14 protein-coding genes are annotated in these 18839 nt (G+C 40.6%); 7 read left to right on the forward strand and 7 right to left on the reverse strand.

The window, feature by feature from the left end:
• Positions 1-6: 6 nt before the first annotated feature.
• The 4 genes from ACH11B_RS00620 to ACH11B_RS00635 form a co-directional block, all read right to left on the reverse strand.
• Positions 7-1044, reverse strand: a complete 1038-nt coding sequence (locus ACH11B_RS00620) for a FecR family protein (RefSeq protein ID WP_130857994.1) — start codon at positions 1042-1044, stop codon at positions 7-9.
• An 89-nt stretch (positions 1045-1133) separates the two neighbouring features.
• Entirely contained in the window at positions 1134-1658 is a 525-nt protein-coding gene (locus ACH11B_RS00625; RefSeq protein ID WP_013663512.1) for an RNA polymerase sigma factor, read from the reverse strand.
• A 141-nt stretch (positions 1659-1799) separates the two neighbouring features.
• A complete protein-coding gene (locus ACH11B_RS00630) occupies positions 1800-3491 on the reverse strand; it encodes a sodium:solute symporter family transporter (protein ID WP_013663513.1) in 1692 nt (563 codons plus the stop codon).
• Positions 3492-3697: 206 nt separating this feature from the next.
• Positions 3698-4582 carry an inositol oxygenase family protein gene (locus tag ACH11B_RS00635; protein ID WP_130857993.1) on the reverse strand — a complete coding sequence of 295 codons (885 nt, stop codon included), beginning with the start codon at positions 4580-4582 and terminating at the stop codon, positions 3698-3700.
• Between the two features lie 339 nt (positions 4583-4921).
• Between ACH11B_RS00635 and ACH11B_RS00640 the strand changes: the two genes are divergently transcribed.
• The 3 genes from ACH11B_RS00640 (at position 4922) to ACH11B_RS00650 (ending at position 7460) form a co-directional block, all read left to right on the forward strand.
• Complete coding sequence (locus ACH11B_RS00640) at positions 4922-5941, forward strand: LacI family DNA-binding transcriptional regulator (protein ID WP_130857992.1); 1020 nt, start codon at positions 4922-4924, stop codon at positions 5939-5941.
• Positions 5942-6387: 446 nt separating this feature from the next.
• Positions 6388-6900, forward strand: a complete 513-nt coding sequence (locus tag ACH11B_RS00645; RefSeq protein WP_013663516.1) for a DUF2480 family protein — start codon at positions 6388-6390, stop codon at positions 6898-6900.
• A 2-nt stretch (positions 6901-6902) separates the two neighbouring features.
• Positions 6903-7460, forward strand: a complete 558-nt coding sequence (locus ACH11B_RS00650) for an NADPH-dependent FMN reductase (protein WP_377610271.1) — start codon at positions 6903-6905, stop codon at positions 7458-7460.
• A gap of 60 nt (positions 7461-7520) precedes the next feature.
• Here the strand turns inward: ACH11B_RS00650 and ACH11B_RS00655 are convergent, their stop codons facing one another.
• Positions 7521-9149: a carboxylesterase/lipase family protein gene (locus ACH11B_RS00655; RefSeq protein ID WP_377610273.1), complete on the reverse strand. Its 1629-nt coding sequence runs from the start codon at positions 9147-9149 to the stop codon at positions 7521-7523.
• A 164-nt stretch (positions 9150-9313) separates the two neighbouring features.
• Positions 9314-12925 (reverse strand): PAS domain S-box protein, encoded by a 3612-nt coding sequence (locus tag ACH11B_RS00660; protein WP_130857989.1) that lies wholly within the window; start codon positions 12923-12925, stop codon positions 9314-9316.
• A 373-nt stretch (positions 12926-13298) separates the two neighbouring features.
• On the opposite strand from ACH11B_RS00660, the gene ACH11B_RS00665 reads away from it, so the two are divergent.
• From ACH11B_RS00665 to ACH11B_RS00680, 4 genes are all read left to right on the forward strand, one after another.
• Positions 13299-14747, forward strand: coding sequence for a sodium:alanine symporter family protein (locus ACH11B_RS00665; RefSeq protein WP_130857988.1), 1449 nt, complete (start codon positions 13299-13301; stop codon positions 14745-14747).
• 94 nt (positions 14748-14841) lie between these two features.
• Positions 14842-16011, forward strand: coding sequence for an MFS transporter (locus ACH11B_RS00670; protein ID WP_013663521.1), 1170 nt, complete (start codon positions 14842-14844; stop codon positions 16009-16011).
• 110 nt (positions 16012-16121) lie between these two features.
• The gene (locus tag ACH11B_RS00675; protein WP_130857986.1) at positions 16122-16652 is read left to right on the forward strand and encodes a YfiT family bacillithiol transferase; all 531 of its coding nucleotides are present in this window, start codon (positions 16122-16124) and stop codon (positions 16650-16652) included.
• A gap of 54 nt (positions 16653-16706) precedes the next feature.
• Positions 16707-17129 (forward strand): secondary thiamine-phosphate synthase enzyme YjbQ, encoded by a 423-nt coding sequence (locus ACH11B_RS00680; protein ID WP_130857985.1) that lies wholly within the window; start codon positions 16707-16709, stop codon positions 17127-17129.
• Here ACH11B_RS00680 and ACH11B_RS00685 read toward each other — a convergent pair.
• Entirely contained in the window at positions 17103-18776 is a 1674-nt protein-coding gene (locus ACH11B_RS00685) for a right-handed parallel beta-helix repeat-containing protein (RefSeq protein WP_013663524.1), read from the reverse strand. The two genes, ACH11B_RS00680 and ACH11B_RS00685, sit on opposite strands and share 27 nt — an antisense overlap.
• Positions 18777-18839 lie beyond the last annotated feature (63 nt).

The following is an 18839-nucleotide window of genomic DNA, read 5'->3' on the forward strand; positions in this document are numbered from 1 at the left end:
ATATGGTTATGGTATTTGTGTTTTCCCTTTATGGATAGTAAATCTGTTGCCCTGATTTGGTTCTAGTGTTAGTCCGTTTAACAAACAAATATTTGCCAACACATTATCAATCGGTTCGAGCTGCATATTAATTTCGCCGGTATAGCTTATATGTTCAATTTTAAGCTTCGGCTCAAGTACGATCTCCACTTGATAATTTTCAGCCAACACTTGCAGCACTTCATTCAATTGCATCTTATTGAAATGGAGCGTAAAGCCGCTTTTCTCGAAAGAACGCATTTCATTGTCCTTATTCCGCTTAGAAACAAGCGTAACCGGAATTTCTCGTTGTCTTAGGCGGTTAAAGGTGAAATGTTGACCGGGTAATAAAATTTTCTTCCGAAAGTTTTTTGATAATTGCAAAGGCTCTATTTGAATTTTGCCCGTATGCAGTTTCACATAGGTGTTTTCTCCTTTGCCCAACGTGTTAATGGTAAATGAAGTACCCAGTACGGTTGTTTTCAATCCTCCTGCGTAAACACGGAAAGGTTTCTGTTCATCTTTCGCGACTTCAAAAAAGGCCTTACCACTTAGAAATAACGCTCTTTCTCCGTCATTAAATTTCTCTAAATGCTTTGCGGAACTATGTGCATATAATACCATCCATGAAGAATCCGGTAAGCGCACACGGACCGCCTTTTCTGTTGTGTTGTTATAAACTTTCCATTGCGGTACAGTGTTGAGCGATGCTACCTGCGGTTTCTGTTTTTTTTCGGTAGTCGACGATATATAGGATCGCCAAAGAACAATCACCGTTAGCAAAAGCAAGAAAGTAGCTGCGGCCGCATATATACCCGGCCAATACACCTGTAGGCGCTTATTGACACGAGACGAATCATGTTTTTGCAATCTGTTGGATATAGAAGCAAATAGCTGATCTGACTTCTCTTGTCCAAGTTCCTCCGGTGACCGGAAGGTCTCCCATTCTCGTTCGGTAAAGTATCTTTTTATCGAACGTGTTGGCCAACGCCATATAGATCGTCTGATATCTTGTTTTCCCTTCATATACAAACAATACGTTTGCCGGAAGGGAGTCCCTTGATACTTAACAATTATTTAACATTAGTATGAACAGCTATTTCAATTCAGGTAAATCAAAGGAACAGGGTATACATATATTGCTTTAACCGGTTCAATACTTTTGTAATATGTCCTTCTACGGTTTTCATAGAAATGCCCATCATTTCGGCGATTTCTTTATGACTCAACCCTTTCTCTCGGCTTAGGTTAAATATAAGTCGACGAATCTGTGGCATATCGGACAGCTGGTTATCAAAAAGCCGGATTAAATCTTTAGCTTCTATTGCTTGGACGAGGTTATCGGTAAAGGGTGTAGCGGCGCAAACTCCTTCGTGCTTAGTGCGCGTTGCTTCCTTGCGTAGCTCATCGATCATAACTTGACGGGCCATATGAAACAACTGCAACGAAAGATCTATATGACCATTAACAGCTGTACGGCATTGCCAGAGCTTAATAAAAGTAAGCTGCACGACTTCCTCCGCCAGAAAGTCCGAATTCGTCTTTTTTTTAATGAAGAAATAAAGCTGTTGATGGTATTGCTTATAAACAGCATTAAAGGCGGTCCAGTCGCCTTGCTTTAGCTCTTCCGTTAACTGCATGGCCTCAAAATTAAAATGCCACTTTTAGCTCAACCCTTATTATATGTTAAGCTTTCATTAAAGGCATCGTTCGGTTTATAATTGGTGGTGCTTCTTAAAAATTGTATATGATAAAAACGGCTTAGCGAGCTCTGTATATATTTACCAAAATCTAGCGTAAATGACGGATAGTAATAAAATAGTAGTAATACTTAAAATAATAGTAGACGGCTCCAGCTTAAACATCGCTTTGTCAAGAGAAAAGGCTTTTGGACTGATTTTCGGGCCGGCTAAACTTACACCTATCATGACAAGTACCGTCGTAAAGAAAGACCAACCTAAACATATAAAAAAGGGTATCTCATACACGCCTTCGGAGTTTTTAAAAGCTGAATATAACCATGTTTCAGGTCCTAGCAGGGGTACCGCCAATTGGTTAAAGAAAATAGAAGCAGCAAAGCCGGTTAATATACCGACTACAGCGGCCGCGCCACTGGTACGCTTCCAAAACATACCCAACAAAAAGGTGGCCAGCACACCGGGACTGATAAAGCTTGAATATTTTTGCACAAAAGTATAGCCACCCTCTCCACTTATACCTAACAGATCATTCCAAGTAAACGCAATACTTAAAAGCATCGCAACAACGACAGCAATACGACCCGTTCTCACCATACGCTCTTCGTCAGCACGTTTATTCAAATACTTCTTATATACGTCCATGGTAAATATGGTGGATATGCTATTAGCCTTTCCCGCCAATGAAGCTACAATAGCAGCGGTTAAGGCCGCCACCGCCAGCCCCTTTAGCCCGGCAGGCAGAAATGTCAATATAGACGCATAGGCAGCATCTTTATTCTGTCCTTCCATAGCAGGCAGCATGCCATTTTTGTATAATACATAAGCGATGATTCCAGGCAACATAACAATAACCGGCATTAAAATTTTAAGCAAACTGGCAAATAAGATCCCCGTTCGCGCGGTTTTTAGATCGGCCCCTAAGGCTCGTTGCGTAATATACTGATTGCAACCCCAATAGTTTAAGTTACTGATCCACTGACCCGCTGCATACATACCAAATGCCGGTAGGATTAAATATTTGTCAACATACTCTTGTGGGGCCCCGGCGGTAGGTTTTTTAAACATTAAATGGAAATGATCCGGAGCCTGCTGCAGCAAGACATTAAATCCAGCGAAGGCGTTTTTTCCCAATCCGAAATTCTGGCTTACAATGGTTAAAGCCATATAGGTGGTTGCTAAGCCTCCTATTATTAGCACGGCAACCTGTATCGCGTCGGTATAGCCGATCACCTTCATGCCCCCTAAGGTGATGAAAATGGCAAACAAAGCTAACACCATCATAATTTCGTGAAAATAAGCACCGCCTAACAGTCCATTGATCGCTAGCGCACCTAAGTACAGGATGGAAGTTAGATTAACAAACACATAAAGAAATAGCCAGAAAATCGACATAATAAGCGCTACTTGCTCATTGTAGCGCATCGTTAAAAACTGGGGCATGGTATAAATCCTGTTCTTGATATAAACAGGCATTAAAAAGATCGCTACCAATATTAATACGGCCGCCCCCAACCATTCATAGATAGCTACGGCAATACCGGCAAAGAAACCGTCACCACTCATTCCTATAAACTGTTCGGCTGAAATATTGGAAGCAATGATCGATGCGCCAATGGCCCACCATGTAAGTGATCCTTCTGCCAAAAAGAAATTTTTGGTACTATTTGCTTCGTTTTTCTTCTTTTTCTTATAAATCCAATATCCGTATGAAACAATTATTACCAAGTAGAAAGCAAATACGAGATAATCCCAAAAAATGAGTTGATTTGGCATGGATAGCGTTAAATAATTTGGATGAATAAGTTCTAAGAGGTTCAATTTCTTTCCCTCATCCTATCCAATGCCCGTTGTTTAGGAGGGCATTGGATAGGATGAGGGACGGTCATTTTTGTCTCTTCACTATTGTCAAAGACAAACATATAGAAATTGGATTGATATTACAATGATGGCGCTGCCATAATTATCGCACAACAGCTAATTTATAACTTCAGCTTTGGAGGCAAATACTTGGCTACCAGGTCTTCATAATAGGGTTTTAGTTCCTTCCAATTAGGGGGTACCGGACTTTTGGAATATAAATCGTACGGATTAAATAAGTTAACCCAATAGAACATCTCCTGATCATGTTTATTCAGCAAGTGATCATAGGCATGCTCTCGATGCTGTGCATAGAATGAATGATAACGTAACATGTACAAAGCGCTTTCGGGCAAATAGTCTTTCATCATCTGATAGATGTATTCGTCATGTCCCCAGGAGAGTTGCACCTGATCTAACCCACAATTGGGTTCGTAAATACCATATTTGGTATTAAACGTCTCGTTTTGAGAATCGGGGTTATATTTAAAAAACTCCGAATAGACAATTTTATCCGAAAAAGCGCAACCTACCGGAAATGTATCACCGACAACAGCCCATTGTGGCTCGCCGAATAGACAGAGTACTTTTCCCAAATCGTGAAAGAGCCCCGTTAGCACCATCCAATCGGGATGGCCATCTGCTCGAATCGCTTCCGAAGTCTGCAACAGATGTTGAAACTGATCCAAATCGGTATCGGGATCTGAATCGTCTACCAATTGATTTAAGAAATCAAAGGCTTCCCATATCGGCATCTCCTTTTTGTTGAATTGCAAGAATTCCTTCTTTTTGTTTTCAACAAACTCAAAAGTTTGATACGTATGATTTAACCGATAAAATTCTTTCACACTATCGCGAGCCGGTTCTTCGTAATTTCGATATTCCTCTTTTGTCTTTGCTGTAGCGATCGTGTCGGGATCGGGGTAACGACGCAGCAGATCATCCTCCCAATGTTCTAAATCTGTAAGTGGGTTATGATTAACCATTGAATTCGTTTGATTGTTCATAATATTAGTTGTTAGCTGTTTGTTATTGGTTACTCGTTATTAGTTGCTTGTTATTGGTTATTGGTTATTGGTTATTGGTTATTCGTTATTAGTTATTAGTTGTTCGTTAGTTGCTTGTTATTGGTTATTCGTTGTTGGTTATTGACTATTAGCCATTGTCGTTGATATTAAGCAAAGTCCTTACCAAAGAGCAACTTTATATCTCAACTATTTTGCTATTAAACTACTCAACGACGCATCGTTTACCCAAATTTGCAATATTTCCTTTAGGATAAATCGCTTTTGATTAGATATATTTACTTAATCGTTTACGTAAAACCAATTATATAAAGCATAGATATGGCAACCATCGGGATGAAGGAACTGGCAAGGGAACTGAAATTATCAACTGCAACGGTTTCTAAAGCACTTCGCGATAGCTATGACATCAGTGAGGAAACAAAACAACGGGTTTTAAAACTAGCTCGCGAGTGGAATTATATTCCGAATGCCCACGCCAGTAGCTTACGGGGCAAAAAAAGTAAAACTATTGCTGTTGTTATCCCCGAAGTGGCCGATAGTTATTTCGCACAAGCTATTAATGGTGTAGAGACAGTAGCCCAAAAGGAAGGCTTTCATGTACTGGTTTATTTAACCCACGAACAAGTTGAAAAAGAAAATCTCATTTTAAAAGAGCTTTTAAACGGGCGTGTCGATGGTATTCTTATTTCAGTAACGAGTCAAAGTCAGGATGTGACCGCTGTAAACAAACTCAAACAAGCGGGCATTCCCGTAGTATTTTTTGACCGTGTTTTAGAGGGCGTTGGTGACGGACAAATTATCACGAATGATTTTGAAGCAAGTTATAAATTAACAGCACATTTAATAGAACAGGATTGTAAAAACATCGCCTTTCTTCTTTTCTCTGAGTCACTGAATATTAGCACGCAACGCATGAATGGCTATAAAAGCGCGCTTCATCAATACGCCCTTAGTCTACAAGACAAAAATCTCTTAATATGTACAAATCAAGATGAGGAAAACCGAAAAGCCATCCATCAACTGCTACAGGCAGAGAGTCGTCCTGACGCTATTATTGCCTCTGTTGAAAAACTCATTCTCCCTACTTATTTGGCCTGCGCTGAACGCAACCTAGTTATTCCCAACGATATAAAAGTAGCCGCCTTTTCTAATTTGATGCATGCAAGCATCCTTAATCCGGCCATCACGACCATTACTCAACCCGCTTTTGAAATGGGAAAAGTAGCTGCGGAATTGCTATTGAAGGCATTAAAAGGAAAGCCTATCGATCAGGACGAGTCCAAAATAGTGCTACCTTCTATCTTGGAAATCCGAACTTCTTCCAAGTTGTTTTTGTAGCTGGAATTCAGCATTCACAGGAGGGATAATTTTTTTTAAAAAAAAGTATACTATTTTAGTAGACTTTTTATATATTTGTTCCGTATTCAATTTGTCTTCTCTTCTCATATATATTAGGTTTTATAATTGGTTAGCTCAGCGTATCTGCCCATCGGATGCGCTGATTTTTTAAAACCGTAACGAACCACTTAGGCGTAATCTAAAGTTATTTGATCTTTCTTGTAACGGTTAATAGAGCAGTGATAGCTACGTCATCCCAAAGCAATAAACAAAGAAATCACTTTGTTTATTGCTTTGAGAACTTAACTTTGCGGTAAATACCCTTATTAAAGAGGGTGTTCTCAAATAAACTGGTACGCCATGAAGACGATAGAAAATAATGCTTTTTACTTTTATTGGGTTACGTTGCAAATCATGTATGCCAATATGAAATAATTGTAAGATTTATGAACAGCATAGAGAATGTAGCCAATAAAATACAAACATTGGATATTAAATCAATGAATTTAATGGACTATAAACCGACCGTCAAATTCAAAGATTTTGATCTAGCTCCTTACCTTTATAAAGGCTTAATTCTTAAAGAAAAAGAGTTTAAGGAAAACATGGAACGTGTTGACTGGTCGGTTTATAAGGGTACAGCGGTATCTCTGTTCTGTGCTATTGACGCAATTATCCCACAATGGGTTTACATGTATATAGCCGCTAAGCTGAGCAGTTTCACCGATCTCATTTCCTGCAAACATCAACGTGAGTACCTGATGGATTTATGGATAGAAGAAATAAAGAAGAATGATTTTGAATATCTCAGGGGTCAAAAAGTAGTTTTAAAAGCCAATCCCCAAATTCCGGAAGCTATTTATATTGGTGCCACCAACATTTTGCTTACTTACCGTGTTAAAGCTTTAATGTATGGTGAAATCGGCATGCCCAAAGTTGTATTCAAACAAATTGATTAAACATGAATGTGTTAATATTTAACGGAGCCCTGGAAAAACGGAACACGGGTACTTCCAAAACCATCAGTAATTACTTTCACAACCGGCTAACGGATGCAGGAGCTGTGGTCACGAAATTTAATCTTGCTGATGCCGGCATTCCTTTTTTTGATCTCAGTCTTGTCAACATACCACAATCGGTGAAAATCATGACAGGTATTTTCACGGAGGCCGATGCCCATATTTGGCTGACTCCTTTATATCATGGCGGTATGACCGGTATTATGAAAAATTGCTTGGATTGGCTGGAAATAAGCAGTAAAGCAAATCCACCATATCTCACCAACAAAACAGTCGGACTGGTATGCTGGGCTAGCGGTGGCCACGCCATGCAGGGTATTAATGCGATGGATGCAGTTGCCAAGTCGCTTCGCGCTTGGACACTGCCCTATACGATCCCCGTTGTACGAAACGATCTTTTCCATACTGATGGAAACTTACACCCGCTATATAAAGAAAAATTTAATCTGATGAGCCGCTTATTATTGGAATCGTCACATAGTATTTCTGCCCGCCCGTAAGTGGCGGGAGATCACGACATGCAAATACGTTAGTGGATCTCGCATAAACTCGTTAAAATACTATTTCATAGTAGCCAATTTTTCCAACAGTAAGTAACGATCTCGGTGTTTTTCTTTTATCGCTTCGGAAACCGTATCGACGTGCATAATGGTTGCAGCGTTGCCCTGCTGGATAGCCGGCCAGGCAGGCACCCCTAAACCATTTGGATCGCCGGATTTAATAAAATTAGCAAAATAAGCCTGCAATACCGCTGATACTTTATAATCGTCGGCTTGCCAGTCGTAAACCCTATTGGTTGGCAAATTGCCTAGTGCGTATTCTATTTCAGCAGAATGCACCGCTCCTTTTGACAGTGGTATCCGCTGTTTTTTTGCCTCTCCCCCTTTTATCACCCCGCCGGCCAAACCAGCTACCGCGTCGCCCATTTCCGCGCGCATTGCCGGCCTGGGTCTTGCATAAAGATAGCGATATACCGGGTTTTCTCCTGTTTGGCTGTGTAAATCTGACCAACGCCAAGTGCCGTAGGCAATAAATTGATCGCCCGCAAAATCAGTTGCTACCCGCTCTACATCCTCATCCGTATCTATCTTATAAACAGCAAGCAAGGCTTCGGCATCTTCTCCGAATCGCTCTCTAACAACTTTTGTGAAGTTCTCCCTAGTTGGCTGCAAACTCCCTAGCAAGGCCCGATAGTTCATTTCTTCCGAATTCCATCCCACTAATAGAGGCACCTTAGCCTGTTCTCCGTCCTTGAAAACATCCGCCGGATTTTTTTGGAATAAATAACCATCGATGTTCACACCAAAATTTGCATCCGGACGAGCAGTCGCTTCTAATAGCTTATCCACCGAAAGTGCTCGTAAAGCCTCTAATGACGGAGCGCCTATTGCTGATGCAAAGGCTATACCTTTCTTTTCAGATTCAGCTAGAGTAGGTAAAGGTCGGTTGCCAAGCAGCGAACCGCTTTCACCGATTGCTGCTCGAAAGAGCCCTTTTGATAAAGGTGAAGCCATTTGAGCACTGACTGAAAAAGACCCTGCGGACTCACCCGCGATCGTTACCTTATTCGGATCGCCGCCAAAAGCAGCTATATTCGCTTGTACCCATTTTAAGGCCGCATATTGGTCCAGTAAACCGTAATTTCCTGAAGCCTTAAAAGGAGACTCTTTACTTAGCTCAGGATGGGAAAAGAACCCGAATATATTTAAACGATAATTAACAGTGACTGCCACAATACCTTGCCGAGCCATGCTTTCCCCGTCATACCGCGGTTCTGAACCATCGCCTGCCATCAATCCGCCGCCATAGAAATATACCAATACCGGCAGTTTCTCCTGAAAAGTTTTCGTAGGCGTCCATACATTTAAGTAAAGACAGTCCTCACTCATGCCATTTGATCGGAAATTCATGTCACCGAATATTGGGCGTTGCATGGCACGTGGGCCGAATTTATCGGCTTTCCTTACACCTTGCCATTTTTTCACGGGCTGTGGTTCACGCCAACGTAAAGGACCTATGGGAGGGGCTGCAAAAGGAATCCCTTTGAAAACATAAACTCCCGACTCATTAACGCCTTCCAACACACCGTCTCTAGTGCTGACTTGCAACTCTTGTGCATTCAATCTATCTTCGACAAGCACACCGGCGATACTGAAAATTAACATAAAAGTAAATGCTAAAAGCTTCATGGCAATATTGATCAGTTTGTAGGAGTGCAATTTAGTTAATATATGCTAAAGCTCAAACGAAAAATCGCAGCTACCAGCCCTTCAAGCTTAATGTACCTAACAGCTAACCCCTAATCGTCCATACTCCTAGTCTAAGCTTTGCTCGAAACCATAAATAAAAGTTCTTATAAAAGGTAGCTCAATACATAGTGAATTTCTTGCTTTAGCTTGTTAATCATTGTTTGAATTTGCTGCAATGTTAAGTCGCCCGTTTCTATTTCATACGCAATTTTATGCATTGCGGAAAAGCCCAACATAAGTGCTGTAGCTCGAATTTTATGCGCAGTATGCTTTATTGCATTAATATCGGCCTGATTATAAAAGGAGTCTACCTCTACTATAGATTCTCGAAGCGCCTGTTTCGCGACTTCGATGATTTCAACAGCGTCTTCTATTTTTACATTTAATACTTTCGACAAACGCTCGCCAAGATTCGCGAGGTTTTCCGGCTTCTGCTCAACACACGTTATCAGTTGTTTTTGTTCCTCTGTCAGCCACCTTTCTACAATGCTTCGGAGGGTATCTTGTAAAACAGGTTTACTTAAATAGTCATTCATTCCGATAGCTAAACATTTTTCCTTTTCGCCGTTTAAAATACCGGCAGTTAAGGCAATAATGGGCACCTCCCTTCCATCATTTAATGATCGTATGCCCGTGGTCAGATCAAAACCATTCATCTTAGGCATTTGCAAATCGGTGATGACAAGATGCGGTTTAAACTTTTTAAACAACTCCAAAGCTTTCTGCCCATCACCGGCCTCTAAAAGTTTTGCGTGCGGAATAATATTATTAAAATAAGACTTTAGCAAAAGCATGTTAGTTGAATTGTCTTCAACCAATAAAATGGTAACATCGCATAACAACTGGCTGTCCGACGCGGTAAAAGAAGACCTTTCAGCTTCCGAAGGCTGGTCAGTGTCTACCAAGGTCAACAACAAATCGAAATAGAAAGTACTACCGGTTCCGGTTTCACTTCTCAATTTCAGTTGGCTTCCCATTAAGGAAAGTATCCTGTTGGAGATGGTTAATCCTAGGCCAGTTCCACCAAATCGTTTAATAATGGATGAATTTTCCTGCACAAAGGCTTCAAATATTTTCTCACGGTTCTCTTCCGCTATTCCTATTCCCGTATCGGTAACGGAAAAACGGATAATCACTTCTTTCGCTGAAAGATGTTGTTCTACTTGAATATCCAAGTCAACACTTCCTCTTTCCGTAAATTTCAGTGCATTGCTCAATAGATTAAAGAGCACTTGACGCAACCGTTGACCATCGGACAAAACCAACGGGGGTAGCTCGGGAGATAATATCAGATTAAAGTCGAGTCCCTTTTTATTTGCTTGATATTTTAATATTTCAACAACCTGCTTTGCCAGCTTAATGAGATCGACCGATTCGAGCACTAAATCAAGCTTTCCCGACTCAATTTTAGAAAGGTCCAGGAGATCATTTATCAAATCGAGCAAAGATTGTCCGGACTGAAACACCGCTCGCATATATTCTTTTTGTGCTTCACCCAAAGGACTCTTTAATAACAAGTCGGTAAAGCCAATAATTGCATTCAATGGTGTTCGCATCTCATGGCTCATGTTAGCCAAAAATTCAGACTTAGCATTGTTTGCGATCTCCGCCTGCTCTTTGGCCGCCTTCAATGCCCTTTGCTGCTCTTTTTGTTGAGAAATATCCTGAACGATCGTAAGGATTTTCTTTTCTCCGTTTACGTCTGTAAATGCGACACCGGTAACAGAAACCCAAACCCGCTTTCCATCCTTTCGAAGATACTCCTTTTCATAGTTATCAAAGCGTCCGTTCTTGTGGAGTTGCTTAAGTTGTAGCTTATCTGCTTCGTGATAGGCTCTAGGTGTGATATCCGAAAAAGATAACCGAAGTAACTCGTCTCTCGTATATCCGGTAAACATCGGAATTGCCGGATTCACTTCCTGAAAAATACCAGTCTGATATTCAACAAGCGCAATTCCAATAGGACTATTATCGACAATGCTCTTAAATTTTGCATTTAACGCCCGCAGTTCCCTTTCTGCAATGAAATTTACCGTATCATCTCTACATAAAACGATGATCTTATCTCCTTCGAAGGGGACCACGCGTGCACGATAATACTTTTCCTGCTCATGCAAGATTAAGCTATAAGTAAATTCGACCAATGAATCAGTACGAATAGACTGTTCAATCTTTTCTTCGATTAATAGCCCCAGTTTTGCAGGAAAAATATCTTTAAAGTTTTTACCGAGAAACAGATTTGGTTTGGTATATAAATCCTTTTCATGCGATTTATAATCCAAAAATTCACCATCCCTACTTAAGACAAACAATAAATCCGGAATGCTGGTTATCAGTGAATGCGCATAACTTTCGCTCCGTCGCAAATTTTCTTGTAATTGCTTTTCTTTGGTGTTTTCCAAATGCGTACCATACATCCATAACGGAGCGCCCTTATCATCCCACGACAAGATCTTTCCCTGCACGAGCATCCAAACCGTATGTCCCGCTTTATGTATCATACGCATTTCGCACTGATAGATGTCCGTTTCTCCCGAAAAATACGACTCCATAGCATTCTTCGCCTTATCAAAATCCTCGGGATAAATAAAACGCTGAAAGGCACTCCCTGTTATTGGCTGCACCTCCATCAGCTCATACCCTAAAAACGCCGCCCATTGCTCATTAAATAAAATCTCGTCTGTCTGAACATTCCACTCCCAAGTACCTAGGTTAGCACCCTGCAAGACGTACTTCAAGCGTTGCCGCTCTTTTATCAGATTGTATTCTGTATTTTTTTGCTCATGAATATCTTGTATTAATCCATAGGCACCAATACATTGCCCTCCCTTGTACAGCGGAATTCCAATGAAGCGGATCCATCCTTCCAATCGACGGGATGAAAGAATGGAGAATACCTCATCCATACGTCCCTCTTGATCGCGATTTGATTGTTTGAGCTTCTCAAGAAGATATTGAAAACGTTCCTTCTCCTTTATTAGGCCACAAAACGCATTGACAGACAGTTCATTCTCTTTTAAACCAAAAATTTCTCCTGCAAATTTGCTCAAGTGAATACTATTTTCTCCGAAGTTGATGTCCCATTGACCAATCCGAGCGGCTTCATTTGATTTTTCCAGCATTCTCTTTGTACGATCAAGTGAGCTCAATAAATTTCTTTTCCAATGCTCGGCAATGACAGCAATAAAGAAAATACAGATGATCACTCCGACAGTAGATACAAATAAATGTATATCGCGCAAATGCGGTGCAATAAGATTTGGAAAAACATACTCACTTTGAGAAAGAAGCGTAAAAATAGTTAGAATGAAAAGGATTACACCGAACCACCAACGTGTATTTTTCCTATTTCCGAATAATAGTACAAATATCAAGGGAGGTAGGGCAAGCCAAGACGTGATTGGGGAGTTTAATCCGCCGGTAAAATACATTAACGGAACAAGCAGACAAAAAGTAATAATAAAAATCAAAAAATGAATTGCATACTGTATCCGAATCTTTCGTTTCCGTATTAACCATCTAAAGCAAGTGATAAACACTAAGAATACAGCCAAAAAACTGACCAGCAGCACGCTCCTCAATAAACTGAATATAACAAAGTAGGTCGTTGTCAGCAACATGCACAGATCCACCAAACCTGTCAGCATTTGCTCCTTGGAAAGAAAGATTTCCCGCAAACCTAAATTAGTTTTCAACTGCTCAAAAAAACCTTTCATAAATTGGCGCTGCAAATAATCCGTATGTTTTTCTATTAAAGATAATACAATTCATCACATTTTCATCGTGTCAAATTTATTTGATACTTTTTTGATTTCTGTTGTTTCTCTAGCTAGTACTTCCCTAGAGAAAAAGAATGGTTTACACCTGTTTTTAGTTCGATGTTTAAAACTATCCAAAGACTAAGCCGATTGACTGTTATAAATTTGAGCTATACAACTGATGAATCATTTTATTTCTTGAGATAAAGCACGGCTATTCTGATTTTTTTTTTAAACAAACGACATTTTAGAGAGAAAGATTACTAATTGTATCATTTTTTTTCTATCATTACAGCTTTCACAGAATTACTTAACCTTTACGCATAATAAAATGGAGGAAATTGCCAATTACATCAATAATATCATCTGGAGTGACGCTCTAATTGTACTGTGCTTGGGAGCTGGAATTTACTTTTCTTTCAGCACGCGGTTAGTCCAACTAAGATCGATCAAAGAAATGTTACGTTTACTATTTGGCAGTAAATCTTCCGATCAAGGAGTTAGTTCATTTCAAGCTTTTGCCATTGCACTATCGGGGAGGGTTGGTACAGGTAATATTGCAGGTGTAGCTACAGCTATTGCCATGGGTGGTCCGGGAGCTATTTTTTGGATGTGGGCTATCGCTTTTTTAGGCTCTGCTTCTGCCTATATAGAAGCTACCCTCGGTCAACTTTACAAACGTGAAATCGATGGGCAATATCGCGGTGGCCCGGCCTACTATATTGAAAAGGGTTTGGGCATAAAATGGTATGCCGTACTCTTCGCTATTGCTACCATTTTCAGCACAGCGCTTTTTCTTCCCGGTGTACAGAGCAACAGTATCGTCGTGAGTGCGTTCCACGCTTTTGAAATACCTCAATACCTTACCGGATTGATTGTTGTATCGTTATTAGCACTCATTATATTCGGCGGCGTTAAACGCATTGGAAAAGTAGCTGAGTTCGTAGTACCTTTTATGGCAGGCGCATACATTTTAATGGCCGTAATTATTATAGCATTACATATCAAGCAGGTACCGGATATGTTTATGCTTATCATCCGTTCTGCATTCGGGACAGAGCAAGCTTTCAGCGGCATATTTGGCATGGCGGTTGCCTGGGGTGTAAAGCGAGGGATTTATTCCAACGAAGCTGGCCAAGGCACGGCTCCTCATGCTGCAGCAGCTGCTGAAACGAAGCACCCCGCTACACAAGGTTTGGTGCAAGCTTTTTCTGTGTATGTTGATACTTTGTTCGTTTGCACAGCTACAGCATTCATGATTCTCTTCACAGGAAAATACAATGTAAAGAGTCCGTCGGGAGGCTTCCTAGTCGAAAATCTACCAGGCGTTGAAGAAGGTCCTGCCTTTACACAACAGGCGATTAATGCCCACTTCCCGTCTATGGGTTCAGGATTTGTCGCTGTCTCTCTTTTGTTTTTTGCCTTCACAACGATCATGGCTTATTATTATATCGCTGAAACAAACCTCAGTTACCTGCTTAAAAGAACTGAAAAAAAATGGATGCTTATGCTATTGCGGGTCCTATTTTTAGCAGCAACCTACTACGGATCGATAAAAACTGCTAAATTGGCCTGGACTTTAGGCGATATCGGCGTAGGACTGATGGCTTGGTTAAATATTATAGCGATCCTTTTATTACGCAAACCTGCACTCAAATTGTTGAAAGATTACGAGGAGCAGCGGAAGAGAACGAAGGAACCCATATTTGACCCGGAGAAGCTGGGAATTGATCGTGTTGATTTTTGGATGTCGAGGAATCAGGGACATGAATCCAAATAGCAATTGTTACGAATAGCACTTGTTTTGTTCCTTAAGCGCTAGGATATGTATCTTTGCAACCTTCACTTATCGAACACAAACGGTATATCAATTAATGGAGCAAAAGCTATACACGCTAAATTTCTGGTTGCTTTGTTCAAGCTCACTTTTGTTTTCGGCGAGTTTCAACATGCTGATACCCGAACTACCATCGTACTTAAGCAGTATAGGAGGAGCAGAATATAAAGGATTAATTATAGCATTATTTACATTAACGGCAGGGATTTCAAGACCCTTTAGTGGTAAACTCACTGATACAATAGGACGCGTGCCCGTTATGGCGGTAGGCTCAAGCGTTTGCTTTATATGTGGATTTCTTTACCCTATCTTGAGCAGTGTTTCCGGTTTTTTATTCCTACGCTTATTGCATGGCTTTTCCACGGGCTTTAAGCCAACCGCTACAGCAGCCTATGTAGCCGACATCGCTCCTTCTTCGCGATGGGGAGAGGCTCTTGGTATTCACGGGTTATTTTTTAGTACGGGTATGGCCATTGGTCCTGCTATCGGCAGCGCCATTACAGCGAGTTATTCAATAGACACGCTTTTTTACTGCTCCTCTCTCCTGGCCTTTCTTTCCATTGGCATCTTACTTAATTTGAAAGAGACATTAGCAAAAAAACAACGCTTCTCCTCGCAATCAATTAAGATCACAAAAAACGACATCATCGATTTACGTGTGTTTCCGGCAGCTTTTGTGACCTTGCTATCCTACTTTGCTTATGGCACTATACTTACGTTGATTCCGGACTGGAGCGAGTATATCGGCTTAAAAAATAAGGGGTTGTTCTTTATGGTCTTTACCGTTTCTTCTTTACTGATTCGCTTCGTAGCGGGAAAAACATCTGACAGATATGGCAGAACAACGATTATTAAGATTGGCCTTATCGTTCTTATTATTTCCTTATCCATCATAGGTTCATTTCAATCGGTACCGGGCTTATTGACCGGTTCGTTTATCTACGGTATTGCAACCGGTTTGTTATCACCGGCAACCAATGCATGGACAGTGGATTTAAGCGACCCGGCTCATCGAGGAAAAGCCATGGCAACCATGTATATAGCGCTCGAAGTAGGGATTGGCATCGGAGCTCTCTGCTCCGGTTGGTTTTATCAAGATCGATTGACGATGATCCCTCGCTTAATCTTCTTAGCGGCGGGAATAGCCGGCCTTGCCTTGCTGTATCTAGTTAAACGGCGTTATAATCAAAGACAAGAGGCTCATTGATGGCCGGTCTTCAACCAAGCGTATGGTAAGCAAAAGATAATGTCATTGTACAATTCAATTTCGTAAATAGCACGCATTTTACCTAAGTTTGTTAAACAACAGCAGAAAAAATGGAGGATCAATTAAAATTTCCCGTCGGCACTTTTCAAAGGCCTGAAATCATTAGTAAAGAACAGATAGCTGATTATATAGACATCATTGAAACTTTTCCGGAACGGCTTGCCGCAGAAGTAATGCAATTGAGTAATGAGCAATTAGACACCCCTTATCGACCAGGGGGATGGACCATAAGACAAGTGGTCCATCATTGCGCTGATAGCCATGTAAACAGCTTCGTGCGCTTTAAACTAAGCCTAACGGAGGATACGCCTGTCATCAAGCCTTATTATGAAGACCGTTGGGCCGAATTAGCGGACGCAAAAAGTCTGGCAATCGAACCTTCTCTGCTTTTATTAAAAGGATTACATAAGCGATGGGTGGTATTATTAAAATCGTTAAAGGCAGACGATCTGAAGCGAACTTTTATCCATCCCCAAAGTGGCAGAACATATGCCTTAGACGAAAACATCGGACTTTATGCATGGCATTGCAACCATCATTTAGCGCATATAACAACCCTTAAGAGCAGAAGAGGCTGGTAGCGTTCACACCGTAGCCAAGAGACGCTCATGGATTAAAAGAAAAATTGTTTCAACATGAAAATATTCCAACAAGAAATACAGATTCCTCGTAAAAGGCGTGGTTTTCATCTTATTACGCCATCGATTATAGAGGCAGTTCCAGGCATTCGGGAATTTCGATCAGGAATGTGCCAGGTATTTATACAGCACACGTCGGCCTCGCTAACTATCAATGAAAATGCTGACCCAACGGTTAGAGGTGATTTTGAAACTTTTTTCAATAAAACCGTACCGGAAAATGATCCGGATTATATGCACGATTATGAAGGCCCGGACGACATGCCGGCGCACTTAAAGGCCTCTATATTGGGCAGTTCAATTTTAATACCAATTCGTCAGGGCGAGTTGGCCCTAGGGACCTGGCAAGGGATTTATTTATGCGAACATCGTGACCACGCAACACCGAGAAACTTAATTATTACCGTCTGGGGTGAATAATTTATGCGTCTCTCCGTCTATAAAAACGGTTCCTTCTCCCTCAAATTCCACGGCCCGCTCTGCCTCTTTCTCACCCAAGTAATAGGTATTGTTACTCAGGGTTAAATCTTTCGGATTGGTCGATATCAAGGTCGATGTCGAACGATTGGAAGTATCAGAAGCAAGAGTATTTTTGATAATTTTCAACTGCTGGGAACCAGCGTCTTTGATGCACACGGTTGAAGAACGTATTTTATTCGCTTCAATAACAACATTCATGGCCTCATTATGCACATACAAAGCGTCACTTTTATTGGCAGATATTTCATTGCCGGATAAAACGGCTCCATTAACTTTCCATAAAGAAATACCTCCTCTAGGAGAACTACTTGATAAAACATTATCTTTAAATATGAGTTGACCACTCATATTTACATTGATATTACCTTTTAGATCGTTCGCTAAAAACACTAAACTATCAACCATAATTCCGTTTGGTATTGCTAAATAACGAATATTATTGGAATCAAGCATCAATTTTTTAGCCTTCAAATCAGACAATAACCGTAAGCCGGCAAAGGTATTTTTATATAAATGGATTTGCCCTTGGCTTCCTACGATTTCAGCAAAATTATCGGCATTGTTGTTAATCACCTGAACTGCATCACAGTCCCGAAGATAAACAGCTGGCCGATTACTCCGATTCGATTTATTATTTCGGACCATGATATTTTTGAGCCCCACCAATGTAGCGATACCAGAACCGTCCCGTGTCTTTTCACCTTTTACCCATCCATTATCATAACTCGTGTTGCCTTCTATAAGGGCCGCTAAATTTATTTGCCTCGATATATCCGGATTATTAATATCGATTGCATCAGCTGCATTAGCAAAAATCAAATTATTTGTAATTTGATACGTATTTTCAAGTCCAACGCTTCCAAAGGCTACCTGAATACCACTCATTCCGTTATGGCTGATCTTATTCCGATTAAGGGTAATGTTCGCACAGCTGTGCAGAAAGACACCGTTCTCGCCATTGTGATGAATACGATTTTCATTGATGGTTACATCGCTACACGTTTGAAGGCGAATGCCGGTACCCCGTTGGTAATAATTGGGACTTTTTCTCGGCATTCCATAATAAGCCAATTCGGCATTTTCTATATTGATATTTTTACTGCGAAACAAATAAATACCGGAAAAAGAATAAAGTTTTGTGGAATCGCCAAAAGCGACCACGTCTTGAATCGTTATGTTCTCAGCATTATCCAAACGAACGGCCTCTCCATAAGTAAATGCGTTGAAGCGAAGGGACAAGCCTTTTACCTTATTACCGTAAAAGAGCGGATGCTCCGAATACTGTTTCCCCATGGTAAAGTTTTCTGCGCTATCTGGCTTGATCTGTTTCAAAGTGCCCAGGGTATGGACACTAACACCACTTTTCAGCTGCAAAGAACGTACATGGTAAATTCGCTTCGCCAACTTTATGGTATCTCCAGGTTTCGCTTTATCTATTAACGATTGTATAAATCTTGTATCATCATCTTCTATTTTTGTTCTTTTTGTCTGTACACTTTTCGTTTTTTTCTTTTCTTGACCTAAACCCGTATGAAAGTTTAACACCATTGATAAAAAAAACAGCGTTACGGCTAATAATCTATTCATGAATTCGCTTTTTATGTAAGTATCTTATCGTGAACGCAATATACTATTATTTTCTATAACTGA

Source organism: Olivibacter sp. EAT-5, assembly GCF_044784325.1.
GTDB classification, from domain to species: Bacteria; Bacteroidota; Bacteroidia; order Sphingobacteriales; family Sphingobacteriaceae; genus Olivibacter; species Olivibacter oleidegradans.

Excerpts from the sequence above, each read along its gene's own strand:
- ACH11B_RS00650 (WP_377610271.1), top strand. The coding sequence starts at position 6,903 with ATGAATGTGTTAATATTTAACGGAGCCCTGGAAAAACGGAACACGGGT.
- ACH11B_RS00645 (WP_013663516.1), top strand. The coding sequence starts at position 6,388 with ATGAACAGCATAGAGAATGTAGCCAATAAAATACAAACATTGGATATT.
- ACH11B_RS00665 (WP_130857988.1), top strand. The coding sequence starts at position 13,299 with ATGGAGGAAATTGCCAATTACATCAATAATATCATCTGGAGTGACGCT.
- ACH11B_RS00640 (WP_130857992.1), top strand. The coding sequence starts at position 4,922 with ATGGCAACCATCGGGATGAAGGAACTGGCAAGGGAACTGAAATTATCA.
- ACH11B_RS00655 (WP_377610273.1), bottom strand. The coding sequence starts at position 9,149 with ATGAAGCTTTTAGCATTTACTTTTATGTTAATTTTCAGTATCGCCGGT.
- ACH11B_RS00635 (WP_130857993.1), bottom strand. The coding sequence starts at position 4,582 with ATGAACAATCAAACGAATTCAATGGTTAATCATAACCCACTTACAGAT.
- ACH11B_RS00680 (WP_130857985.1), top strand. The coding sequence starts at position 16,707 with ATGAAAATATTCCAACAAGAAATACAGATTCCTCGTAAAAGGCGTGGT.
- ACH11B_RS00625 (WP_013663512.1), bottom strand. The coding sequence starts at position 1,658 with ATGCAGTTAACGGAAGAGCTAAAGCAAGGCGACTGGACCGCCTTTAAT.
- ACH11B_RS00630 (WP_013663513.1), bottom strand. The coding sequence starts at position 3,491 with ATGCCAAATCAACTCATTTTTTGGGATTATCTCGTATTTGCTTTCTAC.
- ACH11B_RS00660 (WP_130857989.1), bottom strand. The coding sequence starts at position 12,925 with ATGAAAGGTTTTTTTGAGCAGTTGAAAACTAATTTAGGTTTGCGGGAA.
- ACH11B_RS00675 (WP_130857986.1), top strand. The coding sequence starts at position 16,122 with ATGGAGGATCAATTAAAATTTCCCGTCGGCACTTTTCAAAGGCCTGAA.
- ACH11B_RS00685 (WP_013663524.1), bottom strand. The coding sequence starts at position 18,776 with ATGAATAGATTATTAGCCGTAACGCTGTTTTTTTTATCAATGGTGTTA.
- ACH11B_RS00670 (WP_013663521.1), top strand. The coding sequence starts at position 14,842 with ATGGAGCAAAAGCTATACACGCTAAATTTCTGGTTGCTTTGTTCAAGC.
- ACH11B_RS00620 (WP_130857994.1), bottom strand. The coding sequence starts at position 1,044 with ATGAAGGGAAAACAAGATATCAGACGATCTATATGGCGTTGGCCAACA.